Genomic DNA, 17,682 nt, shown 5'->3' with positions numbered 1-17,682 from the left:
AGGTCCGGTTCACGGCTGAGGATCCGGGCGGTCGGCAGCGGCGTCGTCACCGAGGAGCTGCTTGATGCTGACGGCCTGCACCAGGTACTGCGCGATCGGGTGCTCGGAGGCGAGCACCCGGCGGCAGCGCTGCAGCGTGTCCTCGCCCAGAACGCGAGCCCGCTCCACCTCGCCGAGCTGTACCAGGGCGTGGGTCAGCGCGCTGGCCGTCCACAGGACGATCACGTGGTCCGGGCCGAGCACCCGGCGGCCACGCTGCAGGGTGTCCTCGCCCAGGGCGCGGGCCGGATCCCCCTCGCTCAGCTGGACCAGGGCGAGCGTCAGGGCGGCCGCTGCCGACAGGGTGATGAGGTGGTCCGGGCCGAGCACCCGGCGGGCGCGCTGCAGGGTGTCCTCGCCCAGGGCACGGGCCGGATCTCCTGCACCGAACTGGGCCAGCGCCGAGGCCAGGACGGTCGCCGCCCACAGCGTGAGCACGTGATCCGGGCCGAACACCCGGCGGCAGCGCTCGAGCGCGTCCTGGCCCAGGGCGCGGGCCGGCTCCACCTTCCCCTGCTGGACCAGCGCCGAGGTGAGGGCGGTTGCCGCCGCCAAGGTGGTGGCGTGGTCCGGGCCGAGCCCCCGGCGGGCACGCTGCAGGGTGTCCTCGCCCAGGGCGCGGGCCGGCTCTGCCCTGCCCAGTTGGTCCAGCGCGAGGGCGAGGGCGGTCGCCACCGCGAGGGTCGTGACGGGATCAGGCCCGAGCACCCGGCGGGCGCGCTGCAGGGTGTCCTCGCCCAGGGCGCGGGCCTGCTCCGCCTCGCCCAGCTGGACCAGGGCGAGCGTCAGGGCGGTCGCTGCCTCCAGGGTGGTCGGGTGGTCCGGGCCGAGCACCCAGCGGCAGCGCTGCAGGGTGTCCTCGCCCAGGGCGCGGCCCGCCTCTGCGTCGCTCAGCCCGAACAGGGCGATGGTGAGAGTGATCGCCCCGGCCAGTGCGTCGGGATGGTCAGCGCCGAGGACCGCCCGCCAGCGGTCGAGCCCCTGCTCGCCCACGGACCGGCTGCCGTGGACATCGCCGCGGGTCAGCAGATAGCGGACGGTGTTCAGGACCAGTTGCCGGCCGGCGGCTGAGGAGTCCCCCATCGGGGCGGTGGCGAGCACGTGCGGGGCAAGCGTGGCGTAGGCAGCCCAGCCGGTCGGATCCTCGGGGTCGCCGGGGGTGGTGGCGGCCAGCAGCGCCACCACCTGCTCGGCGGTGGCCTGCCGCCGGTCGGGCGGCAGCTGGTGGCGGATGACGGCCTGGAGGAGGCGGTGCACCTGGAAGCCGTCGGGGGAGCGGCGGACCAGCGAATAGCCCACCAGTGCTCCGACGGTGTCGGCCAGCGCGTCGGGGTCGGCGGCGGTGCTGCGCAGCGGCTCGTCGAGGAGCTCGGGGTGGTCGGTGAACAGGGTCAGAGGGACGGGTTCGGGAGCGAGGAAGGCGGCCAGCTCCAGCAGTTGTACGGCGGCCGCGTCCTGGCTGGGCAACCGTTCCAGGGACAGCGCCCAGGTGGTGTCGATCCGCCCGGCATAGCCGACCACGTCGCCGCGCGCCAGCAGGGTCGCCCGGCGTGCGCGAAACCGACGCAGGTAGTCGGCGGGGGGCAGGTCGGTCTGCTCGAGGTAGCCGGCGGCCTGCGCCGCAGCGAGCGGCAGGTCGCCCAGTTCGGCGGCGAGCTTGTCGGCCAGCTCCTCGCTCAGGGCGGGGATCCGCGACCGCAGGAGTGTGATCGTCTCGGCGCGGGCCAGCACGTCGACCTCAAGTCGCCCGCCCAGTGCTCCCCATCCGGGGGAGCGGGAGGTGATCAGCACGTGCCCGCCGCCACCGGGCCGGTGGTCGGCCACATCCTGTGGTCGTTCGGCGTTGTCGAAGACCAGCAACCAGCGGTCGCGGCCGCGCAGCTCTGCGAGCAGCCGGTCGACGGTGGCGCCCACCGTCGGCCCGGGACCCAGATGTAGCCGGGTGGCCAGCGCGGCGAGCTGGTCGGGGATGAGCACCGGCTGTTCGGCGTCGATCCACCACACCAGGTCGTAGTCGGCGGCGAACCGGTGGGCGTACTCGAGCGCCAGCTGGGTCTTGCCCACCCCGCCCAGCCCGTACAGGGCCTGGACCGTCAGCGTGCGCTCACCCGAGTGCAGTCGCCGACGTAGCTCGGCGAGCATGCCGTCCCGGCCGGTGAACCGGGGATTGCGCGGCGGCACCTTCCACACCGCCGGCAGGGTGCCGGCGAACCGTGGCTTGTCCGCCGGCAGCGGCCCGGCTCTCGGGAACGGCGGCGCGCTCGTCGGGCGGCCGCCGGCCAGCCGGGCCCGCAGGCGGGCTGCCGCGGTGGCCTCGTCCAGGCCGGTCAGGTCCACGTGGATCAGCGAGGCGTAGAGCGAGGGGAGAGTGACCGGCTCGACGAGCACCGGCACGATCCGACCCGCCGCCTGTTGGGCGAACACCGCGCGCAACTCCGCGCCCCCGAACGTCGACGTGAAGTAGGCCTCGGTGCACACCGCCAGCAGCCGGTCGGCCCGTTCCAGGGCCGCCTGCATGCGGACCACGAAGTCCTCACCCGGCACCCAGTCCCACACGTCCAGCTCGACGCTGTACCCGGCCTCCTGCAGCTGCCAGGCCAGCCACTCCGCCCAGCCGGTGTCCCGGCCGGCGTGGCTGATGAAGAAATCGGTCCCCCGATCGCTCACGCGCCAGTGCTACACCCATCACCCGCCGTACGCGATATCCGGCGTCCCATGCCTGAGGACCGCCCGTCTCGGGAAGAGCCGAGCGTTGCGCCGGCGTTGGGGCCGGGCGTGAAGGTGGAGATCTGGTCCGATGTCGTCTGTCCCTGGTGCCACATCGGCAAGCGCCGGTTCGAGGCCGCGCTCGAGCGTTTCCCGCACCGGGACGCCGTCGAGGTGGTGTGGAGGGCCTTCGAGCTGGACCCGGGGGCACCGTCGGCCGCGGCGGGCGACCCCGTCTCGCCGACCGACTACGCCGAGCGGCTGGCCCGCAAGTACGGCACCTCGGTGCCCGGCGCGCAGCAGATGACCGACCACATGACCCAGCAGGCCGCCGCCGAGGGCCTGGACTTCCGGTTCGACCAGGCGGTGCGCGCCAACACCTTCGACGCCCACCAGGTGATTCACCTGGCCGGCGAGCGCGGGGTCCAGGATGCGGTCAAGGAGCGGCTGCTGACCGCCTACTTCAGCGAGGGGGAGGCGGTCGGCGACCGCGAGACCCTCGTCCGACTGGCCGCCGAGGCGGGGCTGGACGCCGACGAGGTGCGGGCGGCGCTGGAGGACCAGCGCTACGCCGGCGCGGTCCGCGCCGACGAGGCCGAGGCGCAGGCGCTGGGCATCAGCGGCGTCCCGTTCTTCGTCGTCGACCGCAGGTACGGCGTCAACGGCGCCCAGCCGGCCGACGCTCTGCTGCAGGTGCTCGAGCAGGCCTGGACCGAGCGGACGCCGCTCATCCCGGTCATCACCGGCGGCGAGGTCTGCGGCCGCGACGGCTGTTCCAGCTGAGCACCGGCCCCTGCAGGGGGCCGGCCATCAGACGACCGGTTCGGCGACCAGCGAGCCGGCCGAGTGCTCCTCGCGCAGCCGGGTCTTGAGCACCTTGCCGCTGGGGTTGCGCGGCAGCGCGCCCACGATCGAGTACTCCCGCGGGTTCTTGTAGCCCGCCAGCCGTCCCCGGCACCACGCCGTCAGCTCGGCCGGCGTCGGCGGGTCGGCCGGGTCCCGCGGGGCGACGACGGCCAGCGGCGCCTCCCCGTAGCGCGCGTCCGGGACCCCGATCAGCGCGACCTCACCGACCTTCGGGTGGCCGGCCAGCACGTCCTCGACCTCGGCACAGTACACGTTCTCGCCGCCGGTGATGATCATGTCCTTCTTGCGGTCGACGACGTAGAGGTAGCCGTCCTCGTCCTGCCGCACCAGGTCGCCGGAGTGGAACCAGCCGCCGGCGAACGCCTCTGCGGTGGCCTCCGGCTTCCCCCAGTACTCCCGCATCACCATCGGGCTGCGGTAGACGATCTCGCCGACCTCGCCCTGCGGGACGTCGTCCATCGCGTCGTCCACCACGCGGACCTCGACGTTGAGCATCGGCGTCCCGATCGAGCCGATCTTGCGCACCGAGTCCTCGCCGCGGAGGAGGCAGGTCACCGGGCTGCACTCGGTCTGCCCGAAGGCGGTGACCACCTCGGCCTGCGGGAACGTGTCGATCAGCGTCCGCAGCAAGGTCGTCGACGCGGGCGCCGCACCCCACGAGATGCGCCGCAGCGAGGACAGGTCGCGGGAGGCGATGTCGGGGACGGCGACCACCGCCGCCCACATCGCCGGCACCAGGAAGATGTTGGTGACCCGCTCGCGCTCGATGAGGTCGAGGGTGGCGACCGGGTCGAAGCCGCCCGAGCGCAGGATCACGTGGGTGCCGCCGAGCAGCAGCGGTGGCAGGCCGCCGGCGAGCCCGGCGATGTGGAACAGCGGCGCTCCCGGCACCGCCACCCGGTCGGAGGGGTCCACGCCGAGGTGCGTGACCTGGCTGAACACGTGCATGAGCAGGTTGCGGTGGGTCAGCACGGCGCCCTTGGGGCGGCCGGTGGTGCCGGAGGTGTACATGATGAAGGCGGCGGCGCCCTCGTCCACCTCGACGTCGAGCGGCTCGGTGCCCGCGGCGGCCAGCGCCTCCTCGTAGTTCCCGCCGATTGTCAGGACGGCCCGCACGCTAGGCGCCTGCTCGCGGGCCTCGGCCGCGACCTCGGCGAGCGCGGTGTCGACGACGAGGGCCACCGCGCCGCTGTCGCCGAGCACGTAGGCGACCTCGTCCGCGACGAGCCGGAAGTTGACCGGGACGACGACCGCGCCCAGCCGCACCCCGGCGAGGTGGGCCTCCCACACCTCCAGCCCGTTGAGCCCGAGGACGGCGACGCGGTCGCCGGCGCCCACCCCGCGGTCGGCCAGGGCGCGGGCCAGCCGGGTCACCCGCTCGTCGAGCTCGGCGTAGCTGCGCCCGGCGCCCTCGAACCGCAGCGCGACGGCGTCGGGTGTCCGCCGGGCCCACCGCGCCAGCTGGTCGCTGGTCGTCATGCCGCGGCCCACCAGCCGGGGGACGTCTGCGCTCACGGGGCCTCCTGACCGCACGGGTGGAACGCGCGTCATGCTGGCCGGGGCGACCGGGGTGGTCAACAGTCGGTCGTCGTTGACCACTGCGGGTGACCGCTGTCACGCTGCGGCCGACCCGCCGGACGGAGAGAGGCGCCGCTCGTGGACTTCGACGACACCCCCGAGGAAGCCGAGTACCGGGCCGGCGTCCGGCGGGCGCTCGAGGAGCATTCCGCCGAGCTGCTGCACGTCGGCGCGGGGGAGGAGACGGTGGACGCCGCCACCGCCGAAGCCGACCTGCGCCGGACGCAGCGCGTGCTGTACGAGGCCGGTCTGGTGGGCGTCACCTGGCCCCGCGAGCACGGCGGACAGGGCGGCACGCTGGTGCAGCAGGCGATCGTGCAGCAGGAACTGGTCCGCGCCCGCGTACCGGCTCTGGTCAACCACATCGGCCTGGGCATGTGCGGGCCGACCGTCATCGCCCACGGCAGCGACGACCAGCGGCAGCGGTACCTCACCCGCCTGCTGCGGGCCGACGACGTGTGGTGCCAGCTGTTCAGCGAGCCGGCGTCCGGCTCCGACCTCGCGGCGCTGCGCACCACCGCCGTCCGGGACGGCGACGACTGGGTGGTCAACGGCCAGAAGGTCTGGACGACGCTGGCGCACGTCGCGGACCACGGCATCCTGCTCACCCGCACCGACCCGCAGAAGCCCAAGCACGCCGGCCTGACGATGTTCGTCGTCGACATGCACGCCCCCGGTGTGACCGTGCGGCCGCTGCGGCAGATGATCGGTTCTGCCGGGTTCAACGAGGTGTTCTTCGACGACGTCCGGATCCCCGACAGCGAGCGGCTGGGGGAGCCCGGCGAGGGTTGGCGCGTGGCACTGACCACGCTGATGAACGAGCGGGTGGCGATCGGCGGCGCCGGCAGCGACCTCGGCGTCCCGGTCGAGAGGCTGGTCGCGCACGCCCGGGAGCGGCTGCCGCAGCTGGACCCCGACCGGCAGGTGCTCGCCCGGCAGGCCGTCGGCCGGGCGGTCGTCGCCTCCCTCGCGACCCGCTACACCGGCTACCGCCGGTTCACCGAGCTCAGCCGGGGCGGGGTGCCCGGGCCGGAGGCGAGCGCGGGCAAGCTGGCCGGCACCGCCGCGGCGAAGCTCGTCGCCGACGCCGGGGTCCGCCTGCTCGGGGACGACGCCGTGTACGCCGCCGCGGCCGACGGCGACGAGACCTGGCAGCGCAGCCAGGGCTTCCTGCCCGGCCTGGCCATCGCCGGCGGCACCGACCAGGTGCTGCGCAACATCCTCGGCGAACGGGTGCTCGGCCTCCCGCCGGAACCCCGCTCGGACAAGGCCTCGCCGTTCTCGACCGGGCCCTTCTCGAGCCGGCCCGCCGGCGGTGCGCGGTGAACTTCGACCTCGGCCCCGACCAGCGCGACGCCGCCGCCGGCGCGCGTGACTTCTACCGCGGCTCGGCCTCGCCGGCCGCCGCCCGCGCCGCGCTCGAGGGCGGCGCCGTCGCGCCGGGCCGCAAGGCGCTGGCCGACATCGGCTTCCTCGGGATCACCGTCCCCGAGTCCGCAGGCGGTGCGGGCGGGTCGCTGCTCGACCTCGCCGTCGTCGCCGAGCAGGGCGGGGCCGTGCTGGCCGGCCCGTCGCTGGGAATCGCCGCGCGCGCCGCGGTGCTCCTGGCCGGCGCCCCCGACCTGGCCGCGCAGCTGGCCGATGGGTCCGCGGCGTTCGCCGTCGTCGACGGCCCGCTCACCGGCTCGTCCCCGTCCATCGACGCGGTCGGCGCGACGCTCTTCCTCGGCCTGGACGACGACGGCGCGCTCGTCGTCGGCGAGGGCGACGTCACCCCCGGCCGCCCGCTGGACGCCACCCGCGGGCTGGCTTCGGTGCGGCTGACCTCACGGCGGGTGCTCGCCGAGGACGCGGGGCAGCTGTGGACCCGCGCCCGGCAGGTCGCCACCGTCGTGCTCGCCGCCGAGGACCTCGGCGCGGCCGACGCCGCTGTGCAGATGGCCGTCGGCTACGCGCAGCAGCGGGAGGCGTTCGGCCGGCGGATCGGCTCCTACCAGGCGGTCAAGCACATGCTGGTCGACGCGTGGGTCGGTGTGGACCAACTGCGCTCGCTGGTGTGGTGGGCGGCCTGGGCCGCCGACGCCGCACCCGAGGAACTGCCGCTGGCCGCGTCGGCCGCCAAGGCGCACGCCGCCGAGGTGCTCGAGCGGGCCGCCGAGACGTGCGTCCAGGTGCACGGCGGCATCGGCTTCACCTGGGAGCACGACGCCCACCTGTACTGGCGGCGGGCCAAGGTCGACCGGCTGCTCCTCGGCGACGCCGCCGAGCACCTGGACGCCGTCGCCCGGCTCGCCGTGGCGGGCGCGCTCGGGTGACCCCCACCGAGCTGCGCTACGCGGTCGCCGACGGCGTCGCCACGATCACCCTGCACCGGCCCGAGCGGCTCAACGCCTTCACGCCGGTCATGGCCGCGGAGCTCGCCGGAGCCGCCGCGGCCGCCGACGCCGACGACGACGTCCGGGTGGTGCTCGTGACCGGCGCCGGCCGGGCCTTCTGCGCCGGCGCCGACCTCGGTGGCGGCGAGGGCACCTTCCGCGACCGCGGCGGGCGCCCCGACCCCGTGCCGCGCGGCACGGTGGACGGCGTCCCGCGGGACTGGGGCGGCATCGCCTCCCTGCCGTTCGCCCGGCTGCGCAAGCCCGTCATCGCCGCGGTCAACGGGCCCGCGGTCGGCATCGGCGCCACGATGACGCTGCCGATGGACGTCCGGATCGCCGCCGCGTCGGCGCGGTTCGGCTTCGTCTTCGCCCGACGCGGCATCGTGCCGGAGGCCGCGTCGTCGTGGTTCCTGCCGCGGGTCGTCGGCATCAGCCAGGCGATGGAGTGGGTGGCCACCGGCCGGGTGTTCGACGCCGCCGAGGCGCTGCGCGGTCGGCTGGTGTCCCGGGTGGTCCCGGACGACGAGCTGCTGCCCACCGCCCTCGGCCTGGCCCGCGAGATCACCGACAACACCTCGGGGGTCGCGGTGGGGGCAGCCCGTCAGCTGCTGTGGTCGATGCTCGGGGCGCCCTCGCCCTGGGACGCCCACCGCGCCGAGTCCCGGGCCCTCGTCGAGCTCGGCGCCGGGCCGGACGCCGCCGAGGGCGTGGCGTCGTTCCTCGAGCGGCGGCCGGCGCGGTTCCCCGCCCGGTTGGGGGACGACGCGGTGGCCGGCGTGCCCCGCTGGCCGGCCCCGCCCGACGACGTCACGGCGCCCTCCTGATCGGGACGCCCGGAGCGGCCTCTGCCCGGACGTGGTCGGCGACGCACCGTGGGGACTCGCTGACGGCAGCCGGGGGCCGCCGTCCGGGGCACAGGCCGGGGCGTATGTGTCGGGCTCCCTCGCTACGGTCCTCGCCTCGGAGGCCGGGAGGCGGCGTGACACAGGCAGCGACGATGAGAGCCGCCCGGTTCGAGGGCGTCGGCAGGCCTCTGGCGGTGCGGGAGGTCGCGCTGCCGCGCCCGGCCCGGGACGAGGTGCTGGTGCGGGTCGCGGCCACCGGGCTGTGCGGGTCGGACGTCCACGTCGCGATTGAGGGGATCACCCCGACACCCTTCCTCCCGATCACCCTCGGCCACGAGATCGCCGGCACGGTGGCCGAGGTCGGTACGGAGGTCGCCGACTGGGCCGTGGACGACCGGGTCTGCGTGTTCCCGCTGACCTATGACGGGACCTGCAGCGCCTGCCTGGCCGGTCACGGCGAGATCTGCGCCAGCCGCCAGGTGCTCGGCATCCACGCCGACGGTGGGCTGGCCGAGTACGTCACCGTGCCGGCCAGGAACCTGTGCGCCGTTCCGGGGCCGGTGCCTCCCGAACTGGCCGCGGTCTGCACCGACGCGGTCATCACCCCCTTCCACGCCCTGGCCGACGTGGCCGGGTTGAGGCCCGGGGAGTCGATCGCGGTGATCGGCGTCGGCGGCCTGGGCCTGCACGCCGTGCAGATCGCCCGGCTCGCCGGGGCGTTCCCGCTGATCGCGGTCGACACCCGCCGGTCCCAGCTGGAGCGCGCTGCGCGCAGCGGCGCGGACGTCACGATCGACGCGTCCCGGGATCCGGTGGTCGACGCGGTGCGGGAAGCCACCGCCGGGCTCGGTGTGGACGTGGCCGCCGAGTTCGTCGGCCGGCAGGACACGATCGCGCAGGCCGTCGAGTGCCTGCGGACCGGGGGGCGGGCGGTCGTCGTGGGCCTGGGCGCCGATCCGATCACGGTGCTCCCGCCGACGCTCTTCGTCCGGAAGCAGGTGCAGCTCCTGGGCTCCTACGGCGGCACCATCGCGACGCTGCGCCGGGTGCTCCCGCTGGTCGCCTCCGGTCGGCTCGACCTGAGCGGCTCGATCTCGCACAGGTTCCCGCTGGACGAGGCGGACACGGCGCTGCGGACGCTGCACGAGAGGATCGGCGAGCCCCAGCGGGTCATCGTCGCCGTGGCCTGACCTCGGTCCGAGGACGGGGGCACCGCGGCCCCGGCTGCAGCGCCGGTGGCCGGCGAGGTCAGTCCTCCCCGGCCACTCCTCAGCGTGGGCCGAGGTGGCGCAGCAGGGTCTCGCCGAGGTCCCGCATCGCCGCGACCTGCTCGGGGGAGAGCTGGTCGAACAGGTGGGTGCGGACGCTCTCCACGTGCACCGGGGCGGCCGCCTCGAGCGCGGCGAACCCGTCGTCGGTGAGGACGGCGAGCTGGCCGCGGCCGTCGTCCGGACAGACCTGCCGGCGCACCCAGCCGCGCTCCTCCAGCCGGGAGACGGCGTGCGAGAGCCGGCTGCGCGAGGACAGGCACCGGTCGGCGAGCTCGCTCATCCGCATCATCCGGCCCTCGGTCTCCGATAGGGCGACGAGGATCTCGTAGTAGGCGTGCGAGATGCCGGTGGCGTGCATGAGCTCCCGGTCGAGCCGGTCGAGCAGCAGCTGGGCGCTGTAGAGCCACGCCCGCCAGGCCTGCTGCTCCTCGGCGTCGAGCCAGCGGGTCCCCTCGGCGTCGGAGCCGGGGTCCCGGGGGGCGCGCGACACGTCGGCGGTCATACCGGTGAGGGTACTGGCGGAATGGATGAGTCTTCAACTACAGTTCGACCAAGCAGGATGGTCCAACGCTCAACCACTCGGAGGCACCCATGACCACCGCCACGCGAATCCCCGGCTACGTCGTCGGCACCTGGGACATCGACGCCAGCCACTCGACGGTCGGCTTCTCCGTCCGCCACATGATGGTCAGCAAGGTCCGCGGCTACTTCACCAAGTTCTCCGGCGAGATCGTCACCGCCGAGGACCCGGCGCAGTCCACCGTCACCGCCTCGATCGACATGGACTCGATCGACACCCGTCAGGAGCAGCGCGACGCGCACATCCGCTCCGCCGACTTCTTCGACGTGGGCAACCACACCGAGATGACCTTCCGTTCGACCGAGGTCCGCACCGACGGCGCCGACTGGACCGTCGTCGGCGACCTGACCATCAAGGGCATCACCAAGACCGTCGAGCTGGCCCTCGAGGTCAACGGCTTCGGCCCCGACGCCTACGGCGGCACCCGCGCCGGCTTCAGCGCGAAGACCGAGATCTCCCGCAAGGAGTTCGGCGTCGACATCGACATGCCGATGGACGGCGGCGGCGTCGTCGTCGGCGACAAGATCAGCATCGAGCTCGAGATCGAGGCCGTGCTCCGCACCGCCTGAGAGAGGACCCCGTCCTCCTCGCCGTGGAAGGACCGCGTCCTCCCCACCCTTCGCGAGCTCAGGGCGGGACCCGGGACGGGGCCTCGCGGCGAGCCTCTGGACGGGGCCGCCCTCGGCCGGTACGAGGGCCCCGGACGCGTCGTCGTCCGGGGCCCTCGTCGTGTCCGCGGGAACCCCCGGCGCCGCCCGGACGACTGTCCTTGGGTGGAGAGGTCTGTCGTGCCCTGGGTCGCCGCGGTCGCGCGCTGGGTCCTCGGCGGGGTCTTCCTGGTGGCCGGAGCGCTGAAGCTGCCCGACCCGGACGCCGCCGTCCGCGCCGTGCGCGCCTACCGCCTGCTGCCCGAGCCGCTGGTCGCGCCGGTGGCCTTCGGGCTGCCCGTCCTGGAGATCGCCGTCGGGCTGGCCCTCGTGGCCGGCGTCTTCGTGCGGACGGCGGCGGTCGCCGCGGCCGCCCTGCTCGTCGTGTTCCTCGCCGGGGTCGGCTCGGCCTGGGCCCGGGGCCTGCAGATCGACTGCGGCTGCTTCGGCGGCGGGGGTGAGGTGGCCGCGGGGGAGACCGCCTACCCGGCCGAGGTCGTCCGCGACGTCGCCCTCCTCGCGGTCGCGTTGGCGCTGGCCAGGTGGCCGCGCTCCCGGCTGGCCCTCGGCGGCCGGCAGGAGGCGCCAGACCCGTCGAACCAGGAGCCCGGACGTGTCCGCTGAGAGCAAGCGTGAGGCCGCCCGCCGTCGCATCGCCGAGAAGCGCGCCGCAGAGGAACGCGCCCGGGCCCAGGAGCGCCGCCGCCGGCAGGTCGTCGTCGGCGGGGTGGTCGCGGCGGTCGTCGTCGTGGTCGCCGTCGTCGTGGTGATCGTCGTCCAGAGCGCCCGGACGTCGACCTCTCCCGACGCCGCCGTACCAGCGAACACGGTGGACGGCGGGACGGCGTTCGCGGTCGGGCCGGCCGACGCCCCCGTGACCGTGGACGTCTACGAGGACTTCCTCTGCCCGGCCTGCCGGCAGTTCGAGGCAACCGCCGGTGACACCCTCGCCGCGCTCGCCGCCGACGGGACGGCGCAGGTGCGCTACCACCCGATCGCGATCCTCGACCGCGCCTCCACCGACGACTACTCCACCCGGGCGCTCAACGCCGCGGGCGTGGTCGCCGACGCGGCCGGCACCGAGGCGTTCCTCGCGTTCCACGACGCGCTGTTCGCCGAGCAGCCGGCGGAGGGTGGTCCCGGCCTGACGGACGAGCGACTGGGCGAGCTGGCCGCGGAGGCCGGTGCCAGCGGTGCCGACGTCGAGGAGGCGATCACGGGGCTGGCCTACGAGGACTGGACGCGCGAGGTCACCGACGCGGCCAGTCGGGCGGGGGTGGCCGGTACCCCGACGGTCCTCGTCGACGGCACGGCCCTCCAGGACCGGACGCCCGCGGGGCTGCGTGCCGCAGTCGAGGCGGCGCAGGCCGACTGAGCACCTCCGGCAGGACGTCCGGGTCCCGGCTCGCGGCGGCCGGCCGACGCGAGCCGGGACCTCGCTGACCCCTCTGGCGTCTGCGAGCTCGTACGGTGGGGCGTGGCCGTGCGGGTCCTCGTCGTCGGAGCCGGCATCGCCGGGCTGTCGGCCGCCCTGCGGCTGCGCCAGCTCGGCGGGTCCCCGACCGTGGTGGAGGCTGCGCCCGGTCCCCGGGGCGGCGGCTACATGATCGACTTCTTCGGTTCCGGCGTCGACGCGGCCGAGCGGCTGGGGCTGGGCCCCGCGCTGGAGCGCATCCACGCCCCGATCGAGCGCCTGGTGTTCGTCGACGGGGCCGGCCGCTCGCGGGTCGCCGTCGGCTACCCGGCTCTGCGCCGCCGCGTGTTCGGTGGGCGGCACCACAACTTCCTGCGCGGCGATCTGGAGGCCGAGCTGTACGCCGCGGCACGCGACGCCGGGGTCCAGCCGTCCCACGGTCGCAAGGTGGTCGGCGTGCGGCCGTCCGCTGCGGCGGGGGACCCGGTCGTCGTGTGCTACGCCGACGGTGCCGAGGAGGAGTGGGACGTCGTCCTGGGGGCCGACGGGGTCCACTCGCGGGTGCGCAGCGACCTGCTGGAGCCGGACGAGTGGAGCACCCGCGACCTCGGCCACGCCGTGTGGACCTGGATCCTGGACCGCAGCCTGCCGGGAGTGCGCCGCGAGGACTTCGTCACGCTCACGGCACCGGGACGCATGGTGGCCGTCTACCCCGTGGACGGGGAGCGCACCGCCGCGTTCCTCGTGCACCGGTCACCCGACGGCGGGGGCGAGCCCGATGCCGAGCTCCCCGGGACGCTGCACCACCGCTTCGGCGACCTCGGCTGGCTCGTCCCCGAGCTGCTCGCGGCGTTCCCCTCGGCCGTGGACCGCTACACCGACCGGACCGTGCAGGTCCGCGCACGGGTGTGGCACCGCGGCCGGGTCGCGCTGCTCGGCGACGCCTGCTGGTGCGTGTCCCTGCTCGCCGGCCAGGGGGCGTCCCTCGCCCTGGCCGGCGGTGCGACGGTGGCCGAGGAACTGGCGACGGTGTCGGATGTCGTCGACGTCCCCGCCGCACTGGACCGGGCCAGGGAACGACTCGGGCCCCTCGTGACGCGGCTGGCCGACGCGGGCGCTCGCACGGCGTCCTGGTTCGTGCCCGAGGAGCGGTGGCGGATGACCGTGCGGGACACGTCGCTGCGCGCATCGGCGTGGCCGGTCGTGGGCCCGTTGCTCGGCCGACGGTTCGGCCTCATCCGCCCGGCCGCGTAGCCCTTGCTCGGTGCGGCCTGACGCCACCGGGGGAGACTGGACGGCATGACGAGCTCGACCCTGACCCGCGCGCGCACCCGCATCCCCTCCGCCCTCCTGGTCGCCGTCGGCCTCGCGGCCGGCTTCGGCGTCGCGCAGGGCACCGGGATCCGCGCCCTCGGCGGCGCGGTCTTCGCCCTCGGCGGGCTCGGCGCGGCCTGGCTGTGGGTCGAACACCGCGGCTGGGCGGTCGCCGTGGGCCTGGGTGCCCTCTACATCGGCGCCTTCGTGCTCGCGCACGTGCTGGCCCTCGGCGTCGGGATGGCGTCCTGGCTGGCGGTGGCCCTCGTGACCCTCGTCGCCGCCGGGGTCACGTACGCGGTGGCCGACCGCGCCTGACGCGCCCGCAGGGGCTGGCGCCGCGGGACGGCGATCGGCCAGGGTGGCGGTGTGACGACGCGGGCGGACCGGGGGCGGCTGTCCGAGGTCCTGTGGACCGACTGCGCGCCGAGCTGCGCGGGGGTCCTGCTGCCGAGGGTGAGTCCACTCACGCCGGGGACCGGTCGCCGAGCGCCTAGCATGGGAAGGTCGCCGGGCCGGCGGCTGTTGGCCATGGTGTCTGGGCGCTCCGCAGCAGAGACGGACGCGCCGACCCCCTGATCCCTCTCGAGGTGCCCTCTCGCATGCCCACCCGCGACGACCTGCGCAACGTGGCGATCATCGCCCACGTCGACCACGGCAAGACCACCCTGGTCGACGCCCTCCTCCGCCAGGCCGGCGCGCTCGGCCGCGCCAAGGGCGAGGGGACGGACAACGACTCCACGCAGGACCGCGTCATGGACTCGATGGACCTCGAGCGTGAGCGCGGCATCACCATCCTCGCCAAGAACACCGCCATCCACCTGGCCGACGAGAACGGCAACCCCGTCGTCGTCAACATCGTCGACACCCCCGGCCACGCCGACTTCGGCGGCGAGGTCGAGCGCGGGCTGTCGATGGTGGACGGCGTCGTCCTGCTCGTGGACGCCTCCGAGGGCCCGCTGCCGCAGACCCGCTTCGTGCTGCGCAAGGCGCTGGGCAAGGGGATGCCGGTCATCCTCGTGGTCAACAAGACCGACCGGTCCGACGCCCGCATCGCCGAGGTCGTCGACGAGACCTACGAGCTGTTCATGGAGCTGCTCGAGGACAACGGCATGGACCCCGAGGCCCTCGAGTTCCCGATCGTCTACAGCAACGGCAAGACCGGGCAGGCCTCGCTCACCCGGCCGGCCGATGGCACCAGCCCCGACAGCCCCGACCTCGGCCCGCTGGTCAAGACGCTGCTGGACACCATCCCGGCGCCGACCTACGACGCCGAGGAGCCGCTGCGCGCGCAGGTCACCAACCTCGACGCCTCGCCCTACCTCGGCCGGCTGGCGCTGCTGCGCATCCACTCCGGCACGATGAAGAACGGCCAGCAGGTCGCCTGGTGCAAGACCGACGGCACCATCCAGCGCGTCAAGATCACCGAGCTGCTGGTCACCGAGGGCCTCACCCGCACCCCGGCCGAGAGCGCCGGCCCCGGCGACCTGGTCGCCATCGCCGGCATCGAGGACATCATGATCGGCGACACCCTCGCCGACCCGAACGACCCGCGGCCGCTGCCGCCGCTGACCGTCGACGAGCCGTCGATCTCGATCACCATCGGCATCAACACCGCGCCGCTGTCGGGTCGCTCGGGCAAGAAGCTCACCGCGCGCCTGATCAAGAACCGCCTCGACCAGGAGCTGGTCGGCAACGTCTCGGTGCGGATGCTGCCCACCGAGCGCCCCGACACCTGGGAGATGCAGGGCCGCGGCGAGCTGGCGCTGGCCATCCTCGTCGAGCAGCTGCGCCGTGAGGAGTTCGAGCTGACCGTCGGCCGCCCGCAGGTGGTCACCAAGGAGATCGACGGCAAGCTGCACGAGCCGGTCGAGCGGGTCACCATCGACACCCCCGGCGAGTACGTCGGCACGCTGACCCAGGCGCTGGCCACCCGGCGCGGTCGGATGGAGAACCTCGTCCACCACGACACCGGCTGGGCGCGGATGGAGTACATCGTCCCCTCGCGCGGCCTGATCGGGTTCCGCACCGAGTTCCTCACCGAGACCCGCGGCACCGGCGTCCTCAACCACAACCTCGAGGGCTACGAGCCGTGGATGGGCGACATGCGCGCCCGACCGACCGGCTCACTGGTCGCCGACCGGCAGGGCGTGGCGACGTCGTACGCGATGTTCTCGCTGCAGGAGCGCGGCTCGATGATGGTCGCCCCGGGCACCGAGGTGTACGAGGGCATGATCGTCGGCGAGAACTCCCGGCCCGACGACATGGACGTCAACATCACCAAGGAGAAGAAGCTCACCAACATGCGGTCCTCGACCGCGGAGGAGCTCGAGCGGCTGGTCCCGCCGCGGATCCTGAACCTCGAGCAGGCGCTGGAGTTCTGTGCCGAGGACGAGTGCGTCGAGGTGACGCCGGCCGCCGTCCGGGTGCGCAAGGTGATCCTCGACCAGAACGAGCGGGGCAAGGCGAAGAACCGTAAGAGGACCCCGTCCTCCTCGTAGTGCGCGAGCTCGCGACGAGCCTCTGGACGGGGCCAGCGAGGCCCTGACCGGGATCCCGGTCAGGGCCTCTCGCGTCCCCGGGCCCGTTGACACCCCCCGGGGGCGTCCCTAGCGTCGGGCGGCGTTCTGGGGCCGCACCACGGGGGAGTCGAGTGCACGCCGTCCCAGGGGCGGGCTCGGCAGCGGTCCTGCCACCGTGCGACGACGCCGGTGGACCGCCACGGACACCGGAGTCCCCATGCCCCGACAGCGCCCCACCCCCTGCCGCACCGCGCGCCGCCGCACGCTGGTCGCCGTCCTCGGCGCCGGCCTGCTGGTCGGCGGCCTCGCCGCACCGGCGAGCGCGATCGCCGACGACGACGGGCGGGACGACGGCGGTGGTGGCGGTCCGAGCACGAGCGTCGAGCCGTTCGGCGCCACCCCCGACGGCACCGCGGTCGAGCGCTGGACCCTCAGCAACGGCGACACGACGATGCGCGTGCTGACCTTCGGCGGCGTCATCCAGACCCTGGAGGTACCCGACGCCGAGGGGGAGGTCGAGAACGTCGTCCTCGGCCACCCCGACCTGGAGGGGTACTACACCGAGGGCGACCCCTACTTCGGCTCGCTCATCGGCCGCTACGGCAACCGCATCGCCGAGGGCCGGTTCACCCTGGACGACGCGACGTACCAGCTGCCGCTCAACGACGGCCCGAACACGCTGCACGGAGGGCCCGGGGGCTTCTCCGAGCGGGTCTGGACCGCCACCGACGTCAGTGACGGCGACGTGGCCGCCCTGCAGCTCGAGCTGGTCAGCGAGGACGGCGACCAGGGCTTCCCCGGCACCCTGACCACGACGGTCACCTACAGCCTGGACGCCGAGTCGCGGCTGACCGTGCACTACGAGGCCACCACGGACGCCCCCACGGTCGTCAACCTGACCCAGCACACCTACTGGAACCTGGCGGGTGAGGGTTCCGGCGACGTCTACGACCACGAGCTCCAGCTGAACGCGAGCGGCTTCACGCCGGTCGACGAGACGCTGATCCCCACCGGCGAGATCGCCCCGGTCGAGGGCACGCCCTTCGACTTCCGCGAGCCGACACCGATCGGTGCGCGCATCCGCGTGGCCGACCAGCAGCTGCTCTACGGGCAGGGCTACGACCACAACTGGGCGCTCGACCGCGAGGACGAGGGTGCCCGCGAGGGCTCGGACAGCGAGGACGCGCTCGAGGAGGCTGCGGTGCTGCACGACCCGGCCAGCGGGCGGACGCTGACGATCTCCACCACCGAGCCGGGCATCCAGTTCTACTCGGGCAACTTCCTCGACGGCACGCTCGTGGGCACCGGCGGCGGGGTCTACCGGCAGGGCGACGGGCTGGCGCTGGAGACCCAGCACTTCCCGGACTCGCCGAACCAGCCGGACTTCCCCTCCACGGTGCTGCGCCCGGGCGAGGTCTACGACAGCACGACGGTCTTCGAGCTCACCTCCTGACACTCCCGGCGCCCCCGCGGACCCGCAGGTCCGCGGGGGCGTCGTGACCGTCCCATGACCTGAAGTGA

At 74.4% G+C, this 17,682-nt stretch carries 15 protein-coding genes; 12 read left to right on the top strand and 3 right to left on the bottom strand.

The window, feature by feature from the left end:
* Positions 1-9 precede the first annotated feature (9 nt).
* Positions 10-2,706 carry an FxSxx-COOH system tetratricopeptide repeat protein gene (gene fxsT, locus ACWIX7_RS07140; protein WP_448620860.1) on the bottom strand — a complete coding sequence of 899 codons (2,697 nt, stop codon included), beginning with the start codon at positions 2,704-2,706 and terminating at the stop codon, positions 10-12.
* 108 nt (positions 2,707-2,814) lie between these two features.
* On the opposite strand from fxsT, the gene ACWIX7_RS07135 reads away from it, so the two are divergent.
* Entirely contained in the window at positions 2,815-3,528 is a 714-nt protein-coding gene (locus tag ACWIX7_RS07135) for a DsbA family oxidoreductase (protein ID WP_448620859.1), read from the top strand.
* Positions 3,529-3,555: 27 nt separating this feature from the next.
* On the opposite strand, the gene ACWIX7_RS07130 is transcribed toward ACWIX7_RS07135, so the two are convergent.
* Positions 3,556-5,127 carry a long-chain-fatty-acid--CoA ligase gene (locus tag ACWIX7_RS07130; protein ID WP_448620858.1) on the bottom strand — a complete coding sequence of 524 codons (1,572 nt, stop codon included), beginning with the start codon at positions 5,125-5,127 and terminating at the stop codon, positions 3,556-3,558.
* Positions 5,128-5,268: 141 nt separating this feature from the next.
* Between ACWIX7_RS07130 and ACWIX7_RS07125 the strand changes: the two genes are divergently transcribed.
* The 4 genes from ACWIX7_RS07125 to ACWIX7_RS07110 all read left to right on the top strand — a co-directional run bounded on the left by ACWIX7_RS07125 (position 5,269) and on the right by ACWIX7_RS07110 (position 9,603).
* Positions 5,269-6,516 carry an acyl-CoA dehydrogenase family protein gene (locus tag ACWIX7_RS07125; protein WP_448620857.1) on the top strand — a complete coding sequence of 416 codons (1,248 nt, stop codon included), beginning with the start codon at positions 5,269-5,271 and terminating at the stop codon, positions 6,514-6,516.
* Positions 6,513-7,505, top strand: coding sequence for an acyl-CoA dehydrogenase family protein (locus ACWIX7_RS07120; RefSeq protein ID WP_448620856.1), 993 nt, complete (start codon positions 6,513-6,515; stop codon positions 7,503-7,505). The genes ACWIX7_RS07125 and ACWIX7_RS07120 overlap by 4 nt, the downstream gene beginning before the upstream one ends.
* Positions 7,502-8,392: an enoyl-CoA hydratase-related protein gene (locus ACWIX7_RS07115; protein WP_448620855.1), complete on the top strand. Its 891-nt coding sequence runs from the start codon at positions 7,502-7,504 to the stop codon at positions 8,390-8,392. The genes ACWIX7_RS07120 and ACWIX7_RS07115 overlap by 4 nt, the downstream gene beginning before the upstream one ends.
* A 155-nt stretch (positions 8,393-8,547) precedes the next feature.
* The gene (locus ACWIX7_RS07110) at positions 8,548-9,603 is read left to right on the top strand and encodes an alcohol dehydrogenase catalytic domain-containing protein (RefSeq protein WP_448620854.1); all 1,056 of its coding nucleotides are present in this window, start codon (positions 8,548-8,550) and stop codon (positions 9,601-9,603) included.
* Between the two features lie 79 nt (positions 9,604-9,682).
* On the opposite strand, the gene ACWIX7_RS07105 is transcribed toward ACWIX7_RS07110, so the two are convergent.
* Positions 9,683-10,186 carry a MarR family winged helix-turn-helix transcriptional regulator gene (locus ACWIX7_RS07105; protein WP_448620853.1) on the bottom strand — a complete coding sequence of 168 codons (504 nt, stop codon included), beginning with the start codon at positions 10,184-10,186 and terminating at the stop codon, positions 9,683-9,685.
* An 89-nt stretch (positions 10,187-10,275) separates the two neighbouring features.
* Here ACWIX7_RS07105 and ACWIX7_RS07100 point away from each other — a divergent pair, with 89 nt between their 5' ends.
* The 7 genes from ACWIX7_RS07100 to ACWIX7_RS07070 all read left to right on the top strand — a co-directional run bounded on the left by ACWIX7_RS07100 (position 10,276) and on the right by ACWIX7_RS07070 (position 17,614).
* Entirely contained in the window at positions 10,276-10,833 is a 558-nt protein-coding gene (locus ACWIX7_RS07100; protein ID WP_448620852.1) for a YceI family protein, read from the top strand.
* Positions 10,834-11,037: 204 nt separating this feature from the next.
* Positions 11,038-11,535: a MauE/DoxX family redox-associated membrane protein gene (locus tag ACWIX7_RS07095; RefSeq protein WP_448620851.1), complete on the top strand. Its 498-nt coding sequence runs from the start codon at positions 11,038-11,040 to the stop codon at positions 11,533-11,535.
* Positions 11,525-12,286 carry a DsbA family protein gene (locus ACWIX7_RS07090; protein ID WP_448620850.1) on the top strand — a complete coding sequence of 254 codons (762 nt, stop codon included), beginning with the start codon at positions 11,525-11,527 and terminating at the stop codon, positions 12,284-12,286. Before ACWIX7_RS07095 ends, ACWIX7_RS07090 begins: the two co-directional genes overlap by 11 nt.
* Before the next feature lie 102 nt (positions 12,287-12,388).
* Entirely contained in the window at positions 12,389-13,579 is a 1,191-nt protein-coding gene (locus tag ACWIX7_RS07085; protein ID WP_448620849.1) for an FAD-dependent monooxygenase, read from the top strand.
* Positions 13,580-13,624: 45 nt separating this feature from the next.
* The gene (locus tag ACWIX7_RS07080; protein WP_448620848.1) at positions 13,625-13,957 is read left to right on the top strand and encodes a hypothetical protein; all 333 of its coding nucleotides are present in this window, start codon (positions 13,625-13,627) and stop codon (positions 13,955-13,957) included.
* A 284-nt stretch (positions 13,958-14,241) separates the two neighbouring features.
* Positions 14,242-16,140, top strand: coding sequence for a translational GTPase TypA (gene typA / locus ACWIX7_RS07075; RefSeq protein ID WP_448620847.1), 1,899 nt, complete (start codon positions 14,242-14,244; stop codon positions 16,138-16,140).
* 238 nt (positions 16,141-16,378) lie between these two features.
* Positions 16,379-17,614, top strand: a complete 1,236-nt coding sequence (locus ACWIX7_RS07070) for an aldose epimerase family protein (protein ID WP_448620846.1) — start codon at positions 16,379-16,381, stop codon at positions 17,612-17,614.
* Positions 17,615-17,682 lie beyond the last annotated feature (68 nt).

The sequence above is a fragment of the Geodermatophilus sp. URMC 65 genome (assembly GCF_053502545.1).
The sequence above is the reverse complement of the archived record's forward strand: the minus strand, read 5'-3'. Positions and strand labels throughout refer to the sequence as shown.

Excerpts from the sequence above, each read along its gene's own strand:
- ACWIX7_RS07070 (WP_448620846.1), top strand. The coding sequence starts at position 16,379 with ATGCCCCGACAGCGCCCCACCCCCTGCCGCACCGCGCGCCGCCGCACG.
- ACWIX7_RS07080 (WP_448620848.1), top strand. The coding sequence starts at position 13,625 with ATGACGAGCTCGACCCTGACCCGCGCGCGCACCCGCATCCCCTCCGCC.
- ACWIX7_RS07100 (WP_448620852.1), top strand. The coding sequence starts at position 10,276 with ATGACCACCGCCACGCGAATCCCCGGCTACGTCGTCGGCACCTGGGAC.
- ACWIX7_RS07105 (WP_448620853.1), bottom strand. The coding sequence starts at position 10,186 with ATGACCGCCGACGTGTCGCGCGCCCCCCGGGACCCCGGCTCCGACGCC.
- typA (WP_448620847.1), top strand. The coding sequence starts at position 14,242 with ATGCCCACCCGCGACGACCTGCGCAACGTGGCGATCATCGCCCACGTC.